The following is a 15,960-nucleotide window of genomic DNA, read 5'->3' on the forward strand; positions in this document are numbered from 1 at the left end:
CCCCGTTGCTTTAGCGCAATGAAAATGCCCCGCCGTGAAAACGGCGGGGCATTTTTTTATCTGCGAAATATCGAGTCATTCTACGAAGTTGCCGACCTGCAAGACCGGTGCTAGGTTTAGCCCACCGCCCGTGTAGCTCAGCCGGTAGAGCAGCGCACTCGTAACGCGAAGGTCGCAGGTTCGATTCCTGTCTCGGGCACCAATCCCTCTTTTAATTACGCACCGCTCCATGATCAACGGGTCAGCTTTTTGTGGGAGAGATGTAAAGACCCGTGTAATTCGCCTCGCAAACGTCCTATATTCGCTGTCTGCATGAGCATCGCCCAGCAGTTTTCAGATGATCCCGAATGGTTCCGAAGGCCGGACAATCCGCGTCAGAGAGATCCTTGATGATCCAGATCCATCTTCCATTCTTACGATCAGCGAGAACGCCATGACTGAATTGACCCAAGAGCAACGCCACGAACAAGCGCTGGAGAAGTACAAACTTGATGCGCCGGAGTTGATGGACGAGATCAAGGACCTGAGTCCCGATGAGCAGAAGGACCAGATCCAGTGGGCGTTCGAAGACGAAGCCGAAGCCCAGGGTTTGCAGCCGTGGGAACTGACGCTCAAGTACACCAGTACCCCTGAAGAGTTCGAGGCCAAGCGCCTGGAGCTGCACAAGGAGGCGGCCGAAGTGCTGGGTGTCGATTGGGAAGAGTACTGCGAGATGAACAATCTCGTCGTATAACGACAGCTGCGAGCGTCGAGCCGCAAGCTACAAGTTAAAGCAGAACAGCTTTTAGCTCGTAACTTGCCGCTTGTAGCTCGCTGCTCCTCAGAGGCTAAGGCGCATCGACAGGTCCACGGCCTTCACATCCTTGGTCATCGCACCGATCGAGATGTAATCCACGCCGGTCTGTGCAATCGGCAACAGCGTGCTTTCGTTGATGCCGCCGCTGGCTTCCAGCTTCGCCTTGCCGCCGTTCAGGCGCACGGCTTCGCGCATGTCGTCGAGGCTCAGTTCGTCGAGCATGATGATGTCGGCACCGGCTGCCAGCGCTTCCTTCAGTTCATCCAGGCTTTCCACTTCGATTTCCACCGGTTTGCCCGGCGCGATCTTGTGCGCGGCAGCAATGGCCTGCGGGATTCCGCCGCTGGCGGCAATATGGTTTTCCTTGATCAGGAACGCATCGTACAGACCGATTCGGTGGTTATGGCAGCCACCGCAGGTGACCGCGTATTTCTGCGCCAGGCGTAGGCCCGGCAGGGTCTTGCGGGTGTCGAGCAGTTTCACGTCGGTTTCGGCGACGAAGTCCGCGAGGTATTGCGCGCGGGTGGCTACGCCGGACAGCAACTGCAGGAAATTCAGGGCACTGCGTTCACCGGTCAGCAGCGAACGGGCCGGGCCTTCCAGGTGAAACAGCGGCTGGTTCGGGGAAACCCGCTCGCCATCGCGCACTTGCCAGTGCACCGCCACCCGAGGGTCGAGCTGACGGAACACCGTATCGACCCAGGCTGTGCCGCAAATCACAGCAGCGTCACGGGTGATGATGGTGGCTTTGGCCAGGCGTTCGGCCGGGATCAGTTGCGCGGTGATGTCGCCGCTGCCGATGTCTTCGAGCAACGCACGGCGCACGTTGGCTTCGATTTCGGCGGTCAAATCGGCGAGACGTAGATTCGGCATAACGGGCTCCACAAACTAAGTGGCCCGATTATAGGGGCATGGCGTCGGCCAACCCAAGGCGAGAACGGCTACCTAGCGCTGCATCCGGTCGATTTTCTTTGAGCAAACCCGATTCCGGCGTGGTCACTGAAAGGTATCGCGCATAGGGGAAACCCTGATGGCTCTGGCGCCGGAGACAACTTTTGCAAGATAATCCGCCTTGCATTTGACGCCATGACTTTGACGTCGGCAAATCACCGTTTCAGGAGGCTTGGATGCACAACGACGGGAACGTAGTGCCTTTGCACAAGGCTGCTACCGATCAGGCGACACACTCGCCGCTCGCCCGCCTGCCTGTGATTCTGCTTCAGGTTCGTGACAAGGCTGCACAACGCCTGCGCAACGGTTTGCAGGAGCTGTTCGATAACGCCGACGATACCCTGTTCGAAATGGCCGACCGGGCCCGCAACGACGTCGAACAGAACATCTTTTTCGAAGCCATGCGCGACCTGCGCCTCAAGCGCAAGAACATCGAGCGCGGCTTTCTCGAACAATTCTTCGAGGCCTTTGTCGGCCTCACTCAATATGATCCCGTACCAAACGTCGTGCCTCACGCGTTGCAGTACGAGGACACCACGGCGCGCACCGACGACATGGAGCGCAGCGTTGCGATCGAAACGATGGTCGGGCGTGTGCTGAATCGCGACGGTTTCGCCCTCGATCAATTGACCGCGCGCTTCAATGCGCTGCTCGGCAAATCCCTGGACGATCAACACAACCCGCTGGGCCCGGCGATGCTGTGTGAGTTTTTCCTCCAGGCCGGGCGCAACCTGGGCGTGGAGATCAAGGTCAAGCTGATCCTGCTCAAACTGTTCGAGCGCTATGTGCTGGCCGACACCGACCAACTTTTCGCGGAGGCCAACCAACTGTTGGTCGCCACCGGGGTGTTGCCCGAGCTGAAGCCTGCTCCGGCCCGCCGGGCCAGGGATCACGCCTCGGCCAGCGCGCACAGCGAGTTCGACGAACACGATCAATCGCCGGCGGACGCGGGCGTGCAGGAAGTTTTCGCCGCACTTCAGGAGTTGCTGTTGCACGTGCGCGGCAGCGTCGCGCCGACCCTTGAACCAAGTGCGGCTCCCCAGCCGATTTCCACCCGTGACCTGCTGCGTCTGCTCTCGCACTTGCAGCAATACGTGCCGGCGCTGGCGGGGCAGGAAGATTTCGATCTGCGCAATCAGCTTGAGCAATTGCTGACCCGGGTCAGCGTAAAAAGCGGCAAGTCGCGGATCGTCGGCGGTGCGGACGAGGATGTGATCAACCTGGTCGCCATGGTTTTCGACTGCATTCTCGACGATCGCAATCTGCCGGATTCACTCAAGGCGCTGATCGCCCGGTTGCAGATCCCGATGTTGAAAGTCGCGGTGATCGACAAGAGTTTTTTCAGTCGCAGCAGCCATCCGGCACGACGCCTGCTCAATGAAATCGCCGAAGCGGCCATGGGCTGGGGTGAATGCGACGGCGATGCGCGCGACAGCCTCTATCTGCGCATCGAGCAAGTAGTGCAGCGTTTGCTGACGGATTTCGTCGATGACCCGGCGATTTTCTCCGAGTTGCTGGCGGACTTCCTCACCTTCACCAGCGACGAGCGCCGCCGCAGCGAACTGCTTGAGCAGCGGCTGCGCGATGCCGAAGAGGGCCGGGCGAGGACCGAACTGGCCCGCCTGCGTGTCGAACAGGCGTTGAACCAGGCGATGCTCGGCAAAGTCCTGCCACCGACGGTGGTGACCTTCGTCCAGGCGGCCTGGAGCAAAGTCTTGCTGCTGACGTGCCTCAAGCACGGCGATCAGTCCGCCGAATGGCAGGCCGACGTGCAGACCATGGAGCAGTTGATCTGGAGCGTGCAGCGTCACGAGGATGCCGAGTCGGGCCTGCGTTTGCTGTCGCTGGTGCCGGGACTGCTCAAGTCGCTGCGTGACGGGCTGAGCAGTTCGGCGTTCGATCCGTTTGCCACCAGTGAGTTTTTCAGCGCGCTGGAAGCATTGCACGTTCGTTTGCTTCAGCCTTCCGCCGAGCCGGATCAGGCCGAGTCGCCGCCGATGATCCAGGTGTCTCAGGCCATCGTTTTGCAGACCGCCGACGAAGGTCATCCGATGTTGGGCCCGGAGCGTTTGCCGGCCGATGACGCCAGTTTGCGCCAGGTCGATCAGCTGCGCCTGGGCAGCTGGGTGGCGTTCCAGGAGGATGAAGAGCACACCTTGCGCTGCAAACTGGCGGCGATCATCGAGGCGACCGGCAAGTATGTGTTTGTCGACCGCACCGGAACGAAAGTGCAGGAGCGTAACCGCATCGCCCTGGCCATGGAGTTCCGTCGCGGGACAGTGCGGGCGCTGGATGACACCTTGCTCTTCGACCGCGCGCTGGAGTCGGTGCTCGGCAATCTGCGACGGCTCAATCGCGGCAAGTGATCGCGCGCCGGGGGCCGATCACGGCATACTGGGCGCCAACACAGTCGGCGTTGAAGGAATCGGTATGCAGTTGGATCCCGCAAGCGGGTGGTGTCACGGGGTGCAGGTCTGCCCCTCGCCCAACTTCAATGAACGCCCGGCGGGCGAAGTCTCCCTGTTGGTCATCCACAACATCAGCCTGCCGCCGGCGCAGTTCGCCACCGGCAAGGTGCAGGAATTTTTCCAGAATCGTCTGGATGTCACGGAGCATCCCTATTTTGCAGGGATCGCCGACCTGCGCGTCTCCGCACATTTTCTGATCGAACGTGACGGCAAGGTCACCCAGTTTGTCTCCTGTCTTGAGCGTGCCTGGCATGCCGGCGTGTCGGTGTTCGAAGGGCGGGAAACCTGTAACGATTTTTCCGTGGGCATTGAGCTCGAAGGCACCGATGATCTGCCATTCACCGAGGCGCAGTATCAGGCGTTGGTCGTGCTGACCCGGCATTTGCAAAAAGCGTTTCCAGCGATCACTGTCGAACGTATCTGCGGACACAGCGACATCGCACCCGGACGCAAGACCGACCCTGGACCCGCATTCGACTGGGCACGCTACCGCGCCGCCCTGGCACAAGAGGAAGGACAATGAGTTTTCTGGTGTTACTGCTGGCGGTATGGATCGAGAAGTTCTCGGCCCTGCGCCATCGGGTTCAACGCGATGGCGGATGGATCCGCGAACTGCACAAGCTTGAAAGTGGCAATCTGGCAAAGCGGCCGTGGCTGGTGCTGGTCATTCTGGTGCTGCTGCCGGTGGCATTGCTGGGGTTATTGCTGCTGGTGCTGGAGCCGGTTGCCTATGGCCTGCTGGCCCTGCCGGTGCATTTGCTGGTGGTGATTTACAGCCTGGGGCGCGGCGATCTGCTCGGCGGTCTCGGCCCGTTCCGTGATGCCTGGCGTCGGGAAGACTTGCAGGCCGCCGCTCACGTGGCCAAGCGCGATCTGGATATCTGTGCCGAAAGCGGTGAGCAATTGCTGGAGCAAGTGCAGCGGCATCTGTTGTGGCAGGCCTACCAGAGCTTTTTCGCGGTGATTTTCTGGTACTTCCTGCTTGGCCCGGTTGCCGCGCTGAGCTATCGCCTGCTGGCGCTCGCTGAAGAAAACGCACAGAACCCGGCACTGGCCGAGCGGGCAGGGCAGCTGCGGCACGCGTTCGATTGGGTGCCGGTGCGCCTGCTGGCGGCGAGTCTGGCTCTGGTCGGCAACTTCGTCGCGGTCAGCCGGATCATGCTGCATGAGCTGTTGAACTGGAACATCAGCGCCGCGCAATTGATCAACAGAGTCGGCCTGGCCGCCGGGGAAATCCGCCCGCCGTGGTTGGCCCGGAAGGCATCAACACCCTCGATTGCCTGTGGGAGCTGCTGCTGCGTGCAGCGGTGTTGTGGTACGCCGGGTTTGCCCTTTGACCGTCCTGATCCACTGATGCCTGCCTGAAGATCAAAATGTCGCCCGAACGCAGCCCGCGTTCGGGCGATCCTCTGCCGTTAACCTTAAGTTACAAAACCTCCCTTCGATTTGAGCTATACAGAGATAGCGCCCGATAGTGGCTATCTGCTGTCGCCCCGCGCCTGCCAATAAAAACAAGAAAAAACCAAGGGAGACTTCCAGTGAAGAGCTTGCTCTATCCCGCCGTCTCGCTGATGAACCGCCTGAGCTTCGGCATGAAGTTCAGCCTGATCAGCGTGCTGTTCCTGGTACCGATGCTGGTGACCAACTTCTATCTGGTGCGCGATTCCTATCGCGAATTCCAGGGCACCCGGGTGGAGTTGCAAAGCCTCGACCTGCTGGGCAGCAGCCTGACCCTGCGTCGGGATCTGGAAACCCTCAACAACCTGGTGCAGATCAACGTCACCCTCGGCCAGTCGGGCAAGGCCGGTAATGTCGAGTCGCAAATCACCAGCCTCGAGCAAAACGTTCTGGCGCGCCTGCAAGGGCTGACGGCCATGACCGAGGACCCGGAGCAAATCAAGGTCTTCGATGCCAAGCGCGATGAGATGATTGCCGCGTTCAAGGCCCAGCAAGCGGAGAACTCCCTTCAAAGCAAAAGTGCGCTGATCGGCAAACTGCTGGGCAGTGCGCAGATTTTCAGCCAGATCGTCGCCAGCCAGGCCGGTCTGAGCCGCGACACCCAGAGCGATATCCGCCAACTCAGCGAACTGGTCACCGCGATCACGCCAGCCATCACCCAGACTCTTGGCGAAGGCCGGGCCATGGGCTCTTTTTCGTTGGGGCAGGGTTTCTCAACAGTTCCTCCAGCACCCGCTTCGATGAACTGTTGGCACAGATCGAAAAGCTTCAGGGCGAGTACGGGCTGAAACTGCAGGACGCGCTGGGCTCAAGCAAAGCCGCGCGGGATTCGCTAAGTGCGGCGGCCGACGCCAGCAAGGCCTCGCTGAAGCAGGCCAGCGAAATATTCGAAGAGCAAGTGGTGGTCGCCGAGACACTCGATGCGCCGTGGCAGGCTTTTTACGACCAGGTCACCGGGCTGATGGACCGCACGTATCAGCTCAACGAAGCCACCTTGAAATTCCTCGACACCCAATTGCAGCAGCGTCTGGCGCAGAACCGCACGCACATGGTGTTGCAGGCTGTGGCGCTGTCGGTGGTGTTCGTGCTGATTTTCTACCTCTATGGCGGCTTCTACGCCTCGACCCGCAATACGCTGAAACGCCTTGGCGCGATGATGGACAAAGTCGCGGCCGGGGACATGACGGTCAACTTCGTGGCCCATAGCCGCGATGAACTGGGTGAACTGGGCGAGGTGTTCAATGGCACGGTGCGCAAGATCCACGACCTGATCGAGCGGGTCGGGCAAACCGTCGGCGAGGTCGAGCGTCAGGCCGGGCAAGTGGAAGATGTCTCGGCGCAGAGCAACCAGGCCGTGGCCGGTCAGCGCAGCCAGATCGAGCAGGTGGCCACGGCCATGAACCAGATGTCGGCGACCTCGCAGGAAGTCGCGCGCAGTGCGGCGGCTGCGGTGAGTAGCGCCCACAGCGTCAACGACGAAACCATCAGCGGACGTGGTCTGGTGGAGTCGCAGCAGGGCAGCATCGCGGCACTGGCCAGCGAAATAGATCAGTCGGTGCGGGTGATCAATCAGTTGGCCAGCGACAGCCAGTCGATCAGCAGCGTGCTGGAGGTTATCAAGAGCATCGCCGAGCAGACCAATCTGCTGGCCCTCAACGCGGCGATCGAGGCGGCGCGGGCCGGTGAGCAGGGCCGGGGCTTTGCGGTGGTGGCGGACGAAGTGCGGACGCTGGCCAAACGCACTCAGCAATCGACCGAAGAAATCGAGCAGATGATCGCCAAGCTGCACGGTGGGGTCGGCGCGGCGGTGAAGGCCATGGGCGTCAGTCATTCGATGGCCAGTGGCACGGTCGGGCAGTCGGAAAAGGTCCAGCAGGCGCTGGAAAACATCCTCGGTGCGGTAGGCATGATCGTTGATCAGAACCAGCAGATCGCCGCTGCCGTGGAGCAGCAGACCGCCGTCGCCCATGACATCGACCAGAACATCGTCGAGATCAACCGCGCCGGCGAGCGCACGGCCGAAGGTGCCTGTCAGACCGAAAATGCCAGTCGGGCCCTGTCGGCGCAGGTGGTGGAGTTGAAACAGTTGATCAGCGCCTTCCGGGTTTAAGCAGCCTGCCTCTCCGGAGGCAGGTGTGTCGGAATAATTTGTAGTACTTCTTTGCTTACGTTTGTAAGCAATTTCCTGATTTCCTCCGGGCTCTGATTTTTCGTCTTCAATGGATCAAGATCACATCAACTGACCGTTTGGAGGAGGCCACACATGTCTGTTGCAACCCTGGGAGTCCAGGGCCGCTGTGCCCATTGCCAGACCACGCTGCTGCTCAAACCCTGGCAACTGAATGCCATCGCGATCAATGAACCGTTCACCTGCGCTCACTGCCAGAAAACCCTGGAGCTGCGCTGCCCGAAACAGATCAGACGCTTCAAATCCCTGGATTCACTGGGCCTGTTGCGCTTCAGTGCGTCGGTGACGGTATGTACCGCGTTGCTGGTGGCGCTGGTGATGGAATGGGTGGGACTGCTCAGTGTGACTGAACAGTTGAATGCTTCACTGATCGTGATTTTCGTGTACTTCGCGCTGGCACGTTTTGTTCGCCACCGTCAGCACATGACCTTGATTCTCGATGCGGCCAAGGCTCACGGCGACTGACTACCAGCCGAACACTTCACAGCAGTTGGCGGTGCTGGTCTCGGCAAGTTGTTCTGCACTGATATTCATCAATCCCGCCAGCGCGTTGCAGATCGCCGGCAGATGCGCCGGAGTATTGCGCACGCCGGGGTACATGGCGGGCGCCATGTCCGGTGAGTCGGTTTCCAGCACCACCGAGCCCAGCGGTAAATCCGCCAGTACACGATGCATGCGCAACGCCTGGGGCCAGGTCGGCGCGCCGCCGAGACCCAGTTTGAAACCGAGTTTGATGTATTCCCGCGCCTCTTCACGGCTGCCGGCAAAGGCATGGATGATGCCCCCGCGCTTGAGCTTGAAGCGCTTGAGCGTGGCAATCACCGCCGCGTGGCTGCGCCGCACGTGAATCAGCGCCGGTAGATCGAAATCCACCGCGAGTTGCAGTTGTGCGTCGAACAGCGCCTGCTGGCGTTCGCGGTCGAGGGTTTCGATGAAGTAATCCAGCCCGATTTCGCCGACGGCGCACAGCTGTCGATGACCGCGCAGCCGTGTCAGCCAGTCGCCCAGCGCAACCAAGTCTTCCGGCCGATGCTGATCCAGATACACCGGGTGCAAGCCGAAAGCCGCATACAGATCGGGATCGCTTTGCACCAGATCCCACACCCGCTGCCAGTTGCCTTCATACACCCCCAGCACCACCATCCGCCGCACACCGAGGGTACGGCTCTCGGCCAGCAACGCCGCACGGTCGGCGTCGAAGTCGGGGAAGTCCAGATGGGTGTGGCTGTCGATCAGCTCCACGGCTCAGTCCCGGTGAATGCGCTGCTTGAAGGTACGGGCGATGGCCTGCACGCCAGGCTGGTAGTCCGATTGCTCGACCGCCGCCAGCGCCAGTGCCAGCGCCTTGTCGGCGATCAGCTGGTGCTGCTGGGCCATGGCGTTGACCGGCAGCGGCAGGAAGTCCAGCAACTGGGTGTCGCCAAACGTGCCGAGGCGCAGCGGACGGTTTTTCAGCGGGAAGTCATGCAGCGCGTCGAACACACCCTGCAACAGTACGTAGGACGTGGTCACCAGCGCATCCGGCAAATGCCCGAGGCGTTGCAGGAGTTCTTCCATCAATTGCTTGCCGCACTCGCGGCTGAAGGACTCGGCGTGCTCGACCAGCACTTCGCCCTTGAAGCCGGCGAGGGCCTGTTTGAACCCGGCGGCACGTTCCTGGCTGATGCTCAGTTCCGGGCGGGCGCCCAGCAGCACGATCTGTTTCGGCTGCGGGTCGAGCAGGCTTTCGGTCAGGTGCAGGCTGGCTTCGCGGTCGTCGCTGACCACCGAGCAGAAATGCTCGGGGTCCATCACCCGGTCGATGGCAATGACCGGCAAGCCCTTGGCCTGCAACTGCCGGTAGCTGTCGTCACCGGCCGGCAGGCAACTGGCGACGATCAGCGCATCGCAGCGCCGTGCGCGGAACAGTTGCAGCAGTTGCCGTTCGCTGTCCGGCGCATCGTCGGAGCTGGCGATCAACAACTGATAGCCGCGCGCCCGGGCGCCTTGTTCCAGCAGCTTGGCGATCCGCGCGTAGCTGGGGTTTTCCAGATCCGGCAGGATAAAACCCAGGGTCCGGGTGTGCCGACTGCGCAGCCCGGCCGCCTGTGGATTGGGAGTAAAGCCGTGCTGATCGACCACCGCCCGCACCCGCTCGACGGTTGCGGTGCTGATGCGTTGCTGTTCGGCCTTGCCGTTGATGACGTAGCTGGCGGTGGTCACGGACACTCCGGCCAACCGCGCGATATCACTGAGTTTCAACCCGGGATTTCCTTGTTTTTTCGAGCTTGCCGCCACATTTTCGCCAATCCTACCCGATTCAGGCAGGCGACCATTGTCGCAGCGCATCCGACAAGTTGGACTTCAAGGATGAGACATTATCGAGTAACGTGCCGATCAATCTAGATTAAACGTTTCAGCAAGCGTATTTTCTACGTTTTAGACGCCTTTGGCCGGTTCTGCCGTGAAACCGCCAAAACTGCCTCCTGAAAGGGAAGCCTACAAGCGCCTAAGCTGCAACCATTCAAAACAATACCTGGCGCACCAACGCGTCAAAAAGGAGATCGCATGCTCGAGCTCACTGTAGAGCAGATATCCATGGGCCAATCGGCTGTGGATAAACCCGCCGCCCTGCAACTGCTGGCCAATCATCTGGTCGCTGATGGTCTGGTCGCTGACGGTTACCTGGCCGGCTTGCAGGCGCGGGAAGCCCAGGGCTCGACCTTTCTCGGTCAGGGAATAGCGATCCCCCATGGCACGCCCGAAACCCGCGATCAGGTATTTGCTACCGGCGTGCGGCTGATGCAGTTTCCCGACGGCGTGGACTGGGGCGATGGCCAGATCGTCTATCTGGCCATCGGCATCGCGGCCAAATCCGACGAACACCTGCGTCTGCTGCAACTGCTGACCCGTGCCCTCGGCGAGACCGATCTGGGCCAGGCCCTGCGCCGCGCCAGTTCGCCCGAAGCGCTGCTGAAACTGCTGCAAGGCGCGCCGCAGGAACTGGCGCTGGATGCGCAGATGATCGGCCTCGGCGTATCAGCCGACGATTTCGAAGAACTGGTCTGGCGCGGTGCGCGTCTGCTGCGCCAAGCCGATTGCGTGAGCAACGGTTTTGCCGGGGTGTTGCAGCAAGTCGAAGCACTGCCGCTGGGCGATGGCCTGTGGTGGCTGCACAGCGAGCAGACCGTGAAGCGTCCGGGCCTGGCGTTCGTCACCCCGGACAAACCGATGCGTTACCTCGGCCAGCCCCTCAGCGGTCTGTTTTGCCTGGCCAGCCTCGGCGAAGCGCATCAGGCGTTGCTCGAGCGCTTGTGTGCATTGCTGATCGAAGGTCGCGGCCATGAACTGGGCCGTGCCACCAGCAGCCGCAAAGTCCTCGAAGTGCTCGGCGGCGAATTGCCTGCCGACTGGCCGAGCGCGCGAATTGCCCTGGCCAACGCCCATGGCTTGCATGCACGGCCGGCGAAGATCCTCGCGCAACTGGCGAAGAGTTTTGACGGCGAAATCCGTGTCCGCATCGTCGACGGTCAGGACAGCGCCGTATCGGTGAAGAGCCTGAGCAAACTGTTGAGCCTCGGCGCCCGTCGCGGCCAGGTGCTGGAAATCATCGCCGAACCGAGCATTGCCGCCGATGCCTTGCCGGCCTTGCTGGCGGCTATCGAAGAAGGCCTCGGCGAAGAAGTCGAACCGTTGCCGGCAGTCAGTCAGCAGCGCGAAGTCATCGCCGACATTGCCGAAGTTGTGAGCGCCCCGGCCTCCGGCAGCCTGCTGCAAGCGATTCCTGCCGCGCCCGGCATTGCCATCGGCCCGGCGCACATTCAGGTTCAGCAAACCATCGATTACCCGTTGCGCGGTGAGTCCGCCGCCACCGAGCGAGATCGTCTGAAAAACGCCCTGGCCGACGTGCGTCAGGACATCCAAGGCCTGATCGAACGCAGCAAGGCCAAGGCGATCCGCGAGATTTTCATCACCCATCAGGAAATGCTCGACGACCCGGAACTCACCGATGAAGTCGACACCCGCCTCAAGCAAGGCGAAAGCGCCGAGGCAGCCTGGATGGCCGTGATCGAGGCCGCCGCAAAACAACAGGAATCCCTGCAGGACGCCTTGCTCGCCGAACGCGCCGCCGATCTGCGTGATATCGGGCGTCGGGTGCTGGCGCAACTGTGCGGCGTGCAGACGCCCGCCGAGCCTGAGCAACCGTACATTCTGGTGATGGATGAAGTCGGTCCGTCCGACGTCGCGCGGCTTGATCCGGCACGGGTGGCGGGGATTCTCACCGCTCGCGGCGGCGCCACCGCTCACAGTGCCATTGTGGCTCGTGCGCTGGGCATTCCGGCACTGGTCGGTGCGGGCGCAGCGGTGTTGCTGTTGAAACCGGGCACGCCGTTGCTGCTCGACGGCCAGCGCGGTCGCCTGCATGTGGACGCGGATGCCGCGACCCTGCAACGCGCCGCCGAAGAACGCGACACCCGTGAGCAACGCCTGAAAGCCGCCGCCGAACAACGTCACCAACCGGCGCATACTACCGACGGCCACGCCGTGGAAGTGTTCGCCAATATCGGCGAAAGCGCCGGTGTGATCAGCGCGGTGGAGCAGGGCGCCGAAGGCATCGGCCTGCTGCGCACCGAACTGATTTTCATGGCTCACCCGCAAGCGCCGGACGAGGCGACTCAGGAAGCCGAATACCGCCGCGTCCTCGATGGTCTCGCCGGCCGGCCGCTGGTGGTGCGCACCCTCGACGTCGGCGGCGACAAACCGCTGCCGTATTGGCCGATCGCCAAGGAAGAAAACCCGTTCCTCGGTGTGCGCGGGATTCGCCTGACCCTGCAGCGTCCGCAGATCATGGAAGCGCAGTTGCGCGCCTTGCTGCGCTCGGCGGACAACCGTCCGCTGCGGATCATGTTCCCGATGGTCGGCAGCGTCGACGAGTGGCGTCAGGCGCGCGACATGACCGAGCGCCTGCGCCTGGAAATCCCGGTCGCCGACCTGCAACTGGGGATCATGATCGAAGTGCCGTCCGCCGCGTTGCTGGCGCCGGTGCTGGCCAAAGAGGTCGACTTCTTCAGCGTCGGCACCAACGACCTGACCCAGTACACGCTGGCCATCGACCGTGGTCATCCGACCCTGTCCGCCCAGGCGGACGGCCTGCACCCGGCGGTGCTGCAACTGATCGACATCACCGTGCGCGCGGCCCATGCCCACGGCAAATGGGTCGGCGTCTGCGGCGAGCTGGCAGCGGATCCACTGGCGGTGCCGGTGCTGGTCGGCCTCGGTGTGGATGAACTGAGCGTCTCCGGACGCAGCATCGCCGAGGTCAAGGCGCGCATCCGCGAACTCAGCCTGACCCGGACGCAAACCCTTGCTCAACAAGCCCTGGCCGTGGGCAGCGCCAACGAAGTGCGCGCATTAGTGGAGGCCCTGTAATGGCCAAGATTCTTACCCTGACCCTCAACCCGGCGCTGGACCTCACGGTGCAGTTGCCGCGTCTGGAACCCGGTCAGGTCAATCGCAGCGACGAGATGCACACCCATGCCGCCGGTAAAGGCGTGAACGTTGCTCAGGTGCTCGCCGATCTCGGTCATCAACTGACGGTCAGCGGCTTTCTCGGTGAAGACAATCTGCAGGCATTCGAAAACCTGTTCGCCAAACGCGGCTTTGTCGACGCCTTTATCCGCGTTCCGGGTGAGACCCGCAGCAACATCAAAGTCGCAGAGCAGGACGGGCGTATCACCGACATCAACGGTCCGGGGCCGGTAGTGGGCGCAGTGGCACAACAGGCGTTGCTGGATCGGCTGGTGCAGATCGCGCCGGGGCATGACGCGGTGGTGGTGGCCGGCAGTCTGCCGCGCGGGGTAAGTGCGAAGTGGTTGCGCGAATTGATCGAGCGCCTGAAAGCCCTGGGCCTGAAGGTGGCACTGGACACCAGCGGCGAAGCGTTGCGCACTGCACTGAAGGCCGGCCCGTGGCTGATCAAACCGAACACCGAAGAGCTGGCCGACGCGCTGGGGTGTGAAGTGCTGTCACACGTCGCAGAGGCAGAAGCGGCCAGTCGATTGCACGCTCAAGGCATCGAGCATGTGGTGATTTCCCACGGCGCAGAAGGTGTGAACTGGTTCAGCGTCGGCTCCGCGCTGCATGCCACGCCGCCGAAGGTCAGCGTCGCCAGCACGGTCGGTGCCGGCGATTCGTTGCTGGCCGGCATGCTCCACGGTCTGCTCAGTGCCGATATGCCGGAGCAAACCCTGCGCACGGCCACGGCGATTGCGGCGCAAGCGGTGACCCAGATCGGTTTCGGTATTCACGATGCTGCGCAACTGACGCAGCTCGAACAGGGCGTGCGCGTGCGTCCCCTGACAGAACAATAAGAGGGTTTGTCATGAAGTTAGCCATTGTCACGGCCTGCCCGAACGGCATGGTCACCAGTGTGCTGTGCGCCCGGCTGCTGGATGCTGCGGCACAGCGTCAGGGCTGGAGCACCAGCGTCGAAGTGGTGGATGCGGCGCATCCTGAACGCGCGTTGTCGGCGGCCACCATCGAGGCGGCTGAATGGGTGTTGCTGGTGGCCACCGGCGACATCGACATGACGCGTTTCATCGGTAAACGCGTATTCCGGATCGCGCCGGCGCAAGCGCTGCAGGATGTCGAAGCGGTGCTGCGCCGTGGTGCCGAAGAAGCCGAAATTCATGTCGCCAGCGAAGTTGCCCCGGCTGCCGTCGAGCAACGCGTGCCACGCATCGTCGCCGTCACTGCATGCCCGACCGGCGTCGCCCACACCTTCATGGCTGCCGAAGCGCTGCAGCAGACGGCCAAGCGTCTGGGCTATGAGTTTCAGGTAGAAACCCAAGGCTCGGTGGGAGCAAAAAATCCGCTGAGCGCGACGGCGATTGCCGAGGCCGACGTGGTGCTGCTGGCGGCCGATATCGAAGTCGCCACTGAGCGTTTTGCCGGCAAGAAAATCTACCGCTGCGGCACCGGGATCGCGTTGAAGCAATCCGAAGCCACGCTGAAAAAAGCCCTGGCCGAAGGCAAGCAGGAAAGCGCTGCAAGCGACGGCAAGGCCCCGGCCAAACAAGAGAAAACCGGTGTCTACAAACACCTGCTGACCGGTGTGTCGTTCATGCTGCCGATGGTGGTGGCGGGCGGTTTGATGATTGCGTTGTCGTTCGTGTTCGGCATCACCGCGTTCAAGGAAGAGGGCACCCTGGCGGCGGCGCTGATGCAGATCGGTGGCGAGACCGCGTTCAAATTGATGGTGCCGTTGCTGGCCGGTTACATCGCCTACTCGATTGCCGACCGTCCGGGCCTGGCGCCGGGGATGATCGGCGGTTTGCTGGCAAGCACGTTGGGCGCCGGCTTCATCGGCGGGATCGTCGCCGGTTTCATCGCTGGTTATGCGGCGAAGCTGATCAGTCGTTATGTGGCGTTGCCGCAAAGTCTGGAAGCGCTGAAGCCGATTCTGATCATCCCGTTGTTCGCCAGTTTGATCACCGGGCTGGTGATGATTTACGTGGTCGGCAAACCGGTGGCCGGGATGCTCGCGGCGCTGACGCATTTCCTCGACAGCATGGGCACCACCAACGCGATCCTGCTCGGTGTGCTGCTGGGCGGCATGATGTGCGTCGACCTCGGTGGGCCGATCAACAAGGCTGCGTATGCGTTCTCGGTGGGGCTGCTGGCCTCGCAGAGTTACGCACCGATGGCCGCAACCATGGCCGCCGGCATGGTGCCGCCGATCGGTCTGGGCATCGCCACCTTCATCGCCCGGCGCAAGTTTGCCCAGACCGAACGCGAGGCGGGTAAAGCGGCGCTGGTGCTGGGCTTGTGCTTCATCTCCGAAGGGGCGATTCCGTTTGCCGCGAAAGACCCGTTACGGGTGATCCCGGCAAGCATTGCCGGCGGTGCGCTGACCGGTGCGCTGTCGATGTACTTCGGCTGCAAGCTGATGGCGCCCCACGGTGGCCTGTTTGTGCTGGCGATTCCGAACGCGATCAACCATGCGCTGCTGTACCTGCTGGCCATCGTTGCGGGCAGCCTGCTGACGGCGGTGGTGTATGCGCTGGTCAAGCGTCCGGAAGCGGTCGAGCTGGCGCTGGAGCCGGCCAACGCCTGAGGTG

General features: G+C 62.1%; 10 protein-coding genes, 1 tRNA gene and 2 pseudogenes. 10 read left to right on the forward strand and 3 right to left on the reverse strand.

The genetic code is table 11. The annotated features are described in order from the left end of the window. Positions 1 to 126 precede the first annotated feature (126 nt). A tRNA-Thr gene (locus R1A29_RS03515) sits at positions 127 to 202 on the forward strand. A 231-nt stretch (positions 203 to 433) separates the two neighbouring features. Beyond that, on the forward strand, positions 434 to 733 hold the full coding sequence (locus R1A29_RS03520; RefSeq protein ID WP_085711843.1) for a DUF6388 family protein: 300 nt from the start codon (positions 434 to 436) through the stop codon (positions 731 to 733). 87 nt (positions 734 to 820) lie between these two features. Here R1A29_RS03520 and nadC read toward each other — a convergent pair whose 3' ends face one another. Further along, positions 821 to 1,669 carry a carboxylating nicotinate-nucleotide diphosphorylase gene (gene nadC, locus R1A29_RS03525; protein ID WP_085711842.1) on the reverse strand — a complete coding sequence of 283 codons (849 nt, stop codon included), beginning with the start codon at positions 1,667 to 1,669 and terminating at the stop codon, positions 821 to 823. A 254-nt stretch (positions 1,670 to 1,923) separates the two neighbouring features. On the opposite strand from nadC, the gene R1A29_RS03530 reads away from it, so the two are divergent. The 5 genes and pseudogenes from R1A29_RS03530 to R1A29_RS03550 all read left to right on the forward strand — a co-directional run bounded on the left by R1A29_RS03530 (position 1,924) and on the right by R1A29_RS03550 (position 8,326). Next, entirely contained in the window at positions 1,924 to 4,113 is a 2,190-nt protein-coding gene (locus R1A29_RS03530; RefSeq protein WP_438300667.1) for a DUF1631 domain-containing protein, read from the forward strand. Positions 4,114 to 4,177: 64 nt separating this feature from the next. Next, complete coding sequence (ampD, locus tag R1A29_RS03535) at positions 4,178 to 4,738, forward strand: 1,6-anhydro-N-acetylmuramyl-L-alanine amidase AmpD (protein ID WP_114881383.1); 561 nt, start codon at positions 4,178 to 4,180, stop codon at positions 4,736 to 4,738. Then, positions 4,735 to 5,552, forward strand: a pseudogene (ampE, locus tag R1A29_RS03540) (regulatory signaling modulator protein AmpE). Before ampD ends, ampE begins: the two are co-directional and overlap by 4 nt. Positions 5,553 to 5,753: 201 nt before the next feature. Then, positions 5,754 to 7,783, forward strand: a pseudogene (locus R1A29_RS03545) (methyl-accepting chemotaxis protein). A gap of 153 nt (positions 7,784 to 7,936) precedes the next feature. Then, positions 7,937 to 8,326 carry a hypothetical protein gene (locus R1A29_RS03550; protein ID WP_134825462.1) on the forward strand — a complete coding sequence of 130 codons (390 nt, stop codon included), beginning with the start codon at positions 7,937 to 7,939 and terminating at the stop codon, positions 8,324 to 8,326. On the opposite strand, the gene R1A29_RS03555 is transcribed toward R1A29_RS03550, so the two are convergent. Both R1A29_RS03555 and cra read right to left on the reverse strand, forming a co-directional pair. Further along, the gene (locus tag R1A29_RS03555) at positions 8,327 to 9,103 is read right to left on the reverse strand and encodes a TatD family hydrolase (RefSeq protein WP_438300668.1); all 777 of its coding nucleotides are present in this window, start codon (positions 9,101 to 9,103) and stop codon (positions 8,327 to 8,329) included. A 3-nt stretch (positions 9,104 to 9,106) separates the two neighbouring features. After that, entirely contained in the window at positions 9,107 to 10,102 is a 996-nt protein-coding gene (gene cra, locus R1A29_RS03560) for a catabolite repressor/activator (protein WP_085711835.1), read from the reverse strand. A 306-nt stretch (positions 10,103 to 10,408) separates the two neighbouring features. On the opposite strand from cra, the gene ptsP reads away from it, so the two are divergent. From ptsP to R1A29_RS03575, 3 genes are read left to right on the forward strand one after another with little or no spacing between them, the layout of a single operon-like run. After that, entirely contained in the window at positions 10,409 to 13,270 is a 2,862-nt protein-coding gene (ptsP, locus tag R1A29_RS03565; protein WP_438300669.1) for a phosphoenolpyruvate--protein phosphotransferase, read from the forward strand. After that, entirely contained in the window at positions 13,270 to 14,211 is a 942-nt protein-coding gene (gene pfkB, locus R1A29_RS03570; protein ID WP_438300670.1) for a 1-phosphofructokinase, read from the forward strand. Before ptsP ends, pfkB begins: the two co-directional genes overlap by 1 nt. 11 nt (positions 14,212 to 14,222) lie before the next feature. Then, complete coding sequence (locus R1A29_RS03575) at positions 14,223 to 15,956, forward strand: PTS fructose-like transporter subunit IIB (RefSeq protein ID WP_438300671.1); 1,734 nt, start codon at positions 14,223 to 14,225, stop codon at positions 15,954 to 15,956. The last annotated feature ends 4 nt before the right edge of the window (positions 15,957 to 15,960 follow it).

The organism is Pseudomonas sp. NMS19W, from assembly GCF_051554255.1.
GTDB lineage: Bacteria > Pseudomonadota > Gammaproteobacteria > Pseudomonadales > Pseudomonadaceae > Aquipseudomonas > Aquipseudomonas kribbensis.

Excerpts from the sequence above, each read along its gene's own strand:
- ptsP (WP_438300669.1), top strand. The coding sequence starts at position 10,409 with ATGCTCGAGCTCACTGTAGAGCAGATATCCATGGGCCAATCGGCTGTG.
- ampD (WP_114881383.1), top strand. The coding sequence starts at position 4,178 with ATGCAGTTGGATCCCGCAAGCGGGTGGTGTCACGGGGTGCAGGTCTGC.
- nadC (WP_085711842.1), bottom strand. The coding sequence starts at position 1,669 with ATGCCGAATCTACGTCTCGCCGATTTGACCGCCGAAATCGAAGCCAAC.
- R1A29_RS03575 (WP_438300671.1), top strand. The coding sequence starts at position 14,223 with ATGAAGTTAGCCATTGTCACGGCCTGCCCGAACGGCATGGTCACCAGT.
- pfkB (WP_438300670.1), top strand. The coding sequence starts at position 13,270 with ATGGCCAAGATTCTTACCCTGACCCTCAACCCGGCGCTGGACCTCACG.
- R1A29_RS03530 (WP_438300667.1), top strand. The coding sequence starts at position 1,924 with ATGCACAACGACGGGAACGTAGTGCCTTTGCACAAGGCTGCTACCGAT.
- R1A29_RS03520 (WP_085711843.1), top strand. The coding sequence starts at position 434 with ATGACTGAATTGACCCAAGAGCAACGCCACGAACAAGCGCTGGAGAAG.
- R1A29_RS03550 (WP_134825462.1), top strand. The coding sequence starts at position 7,937 with ATGTCTGTTGCAACCCTGGGAGTCCAGGGCCGCTGTGCCCATTGCCAG.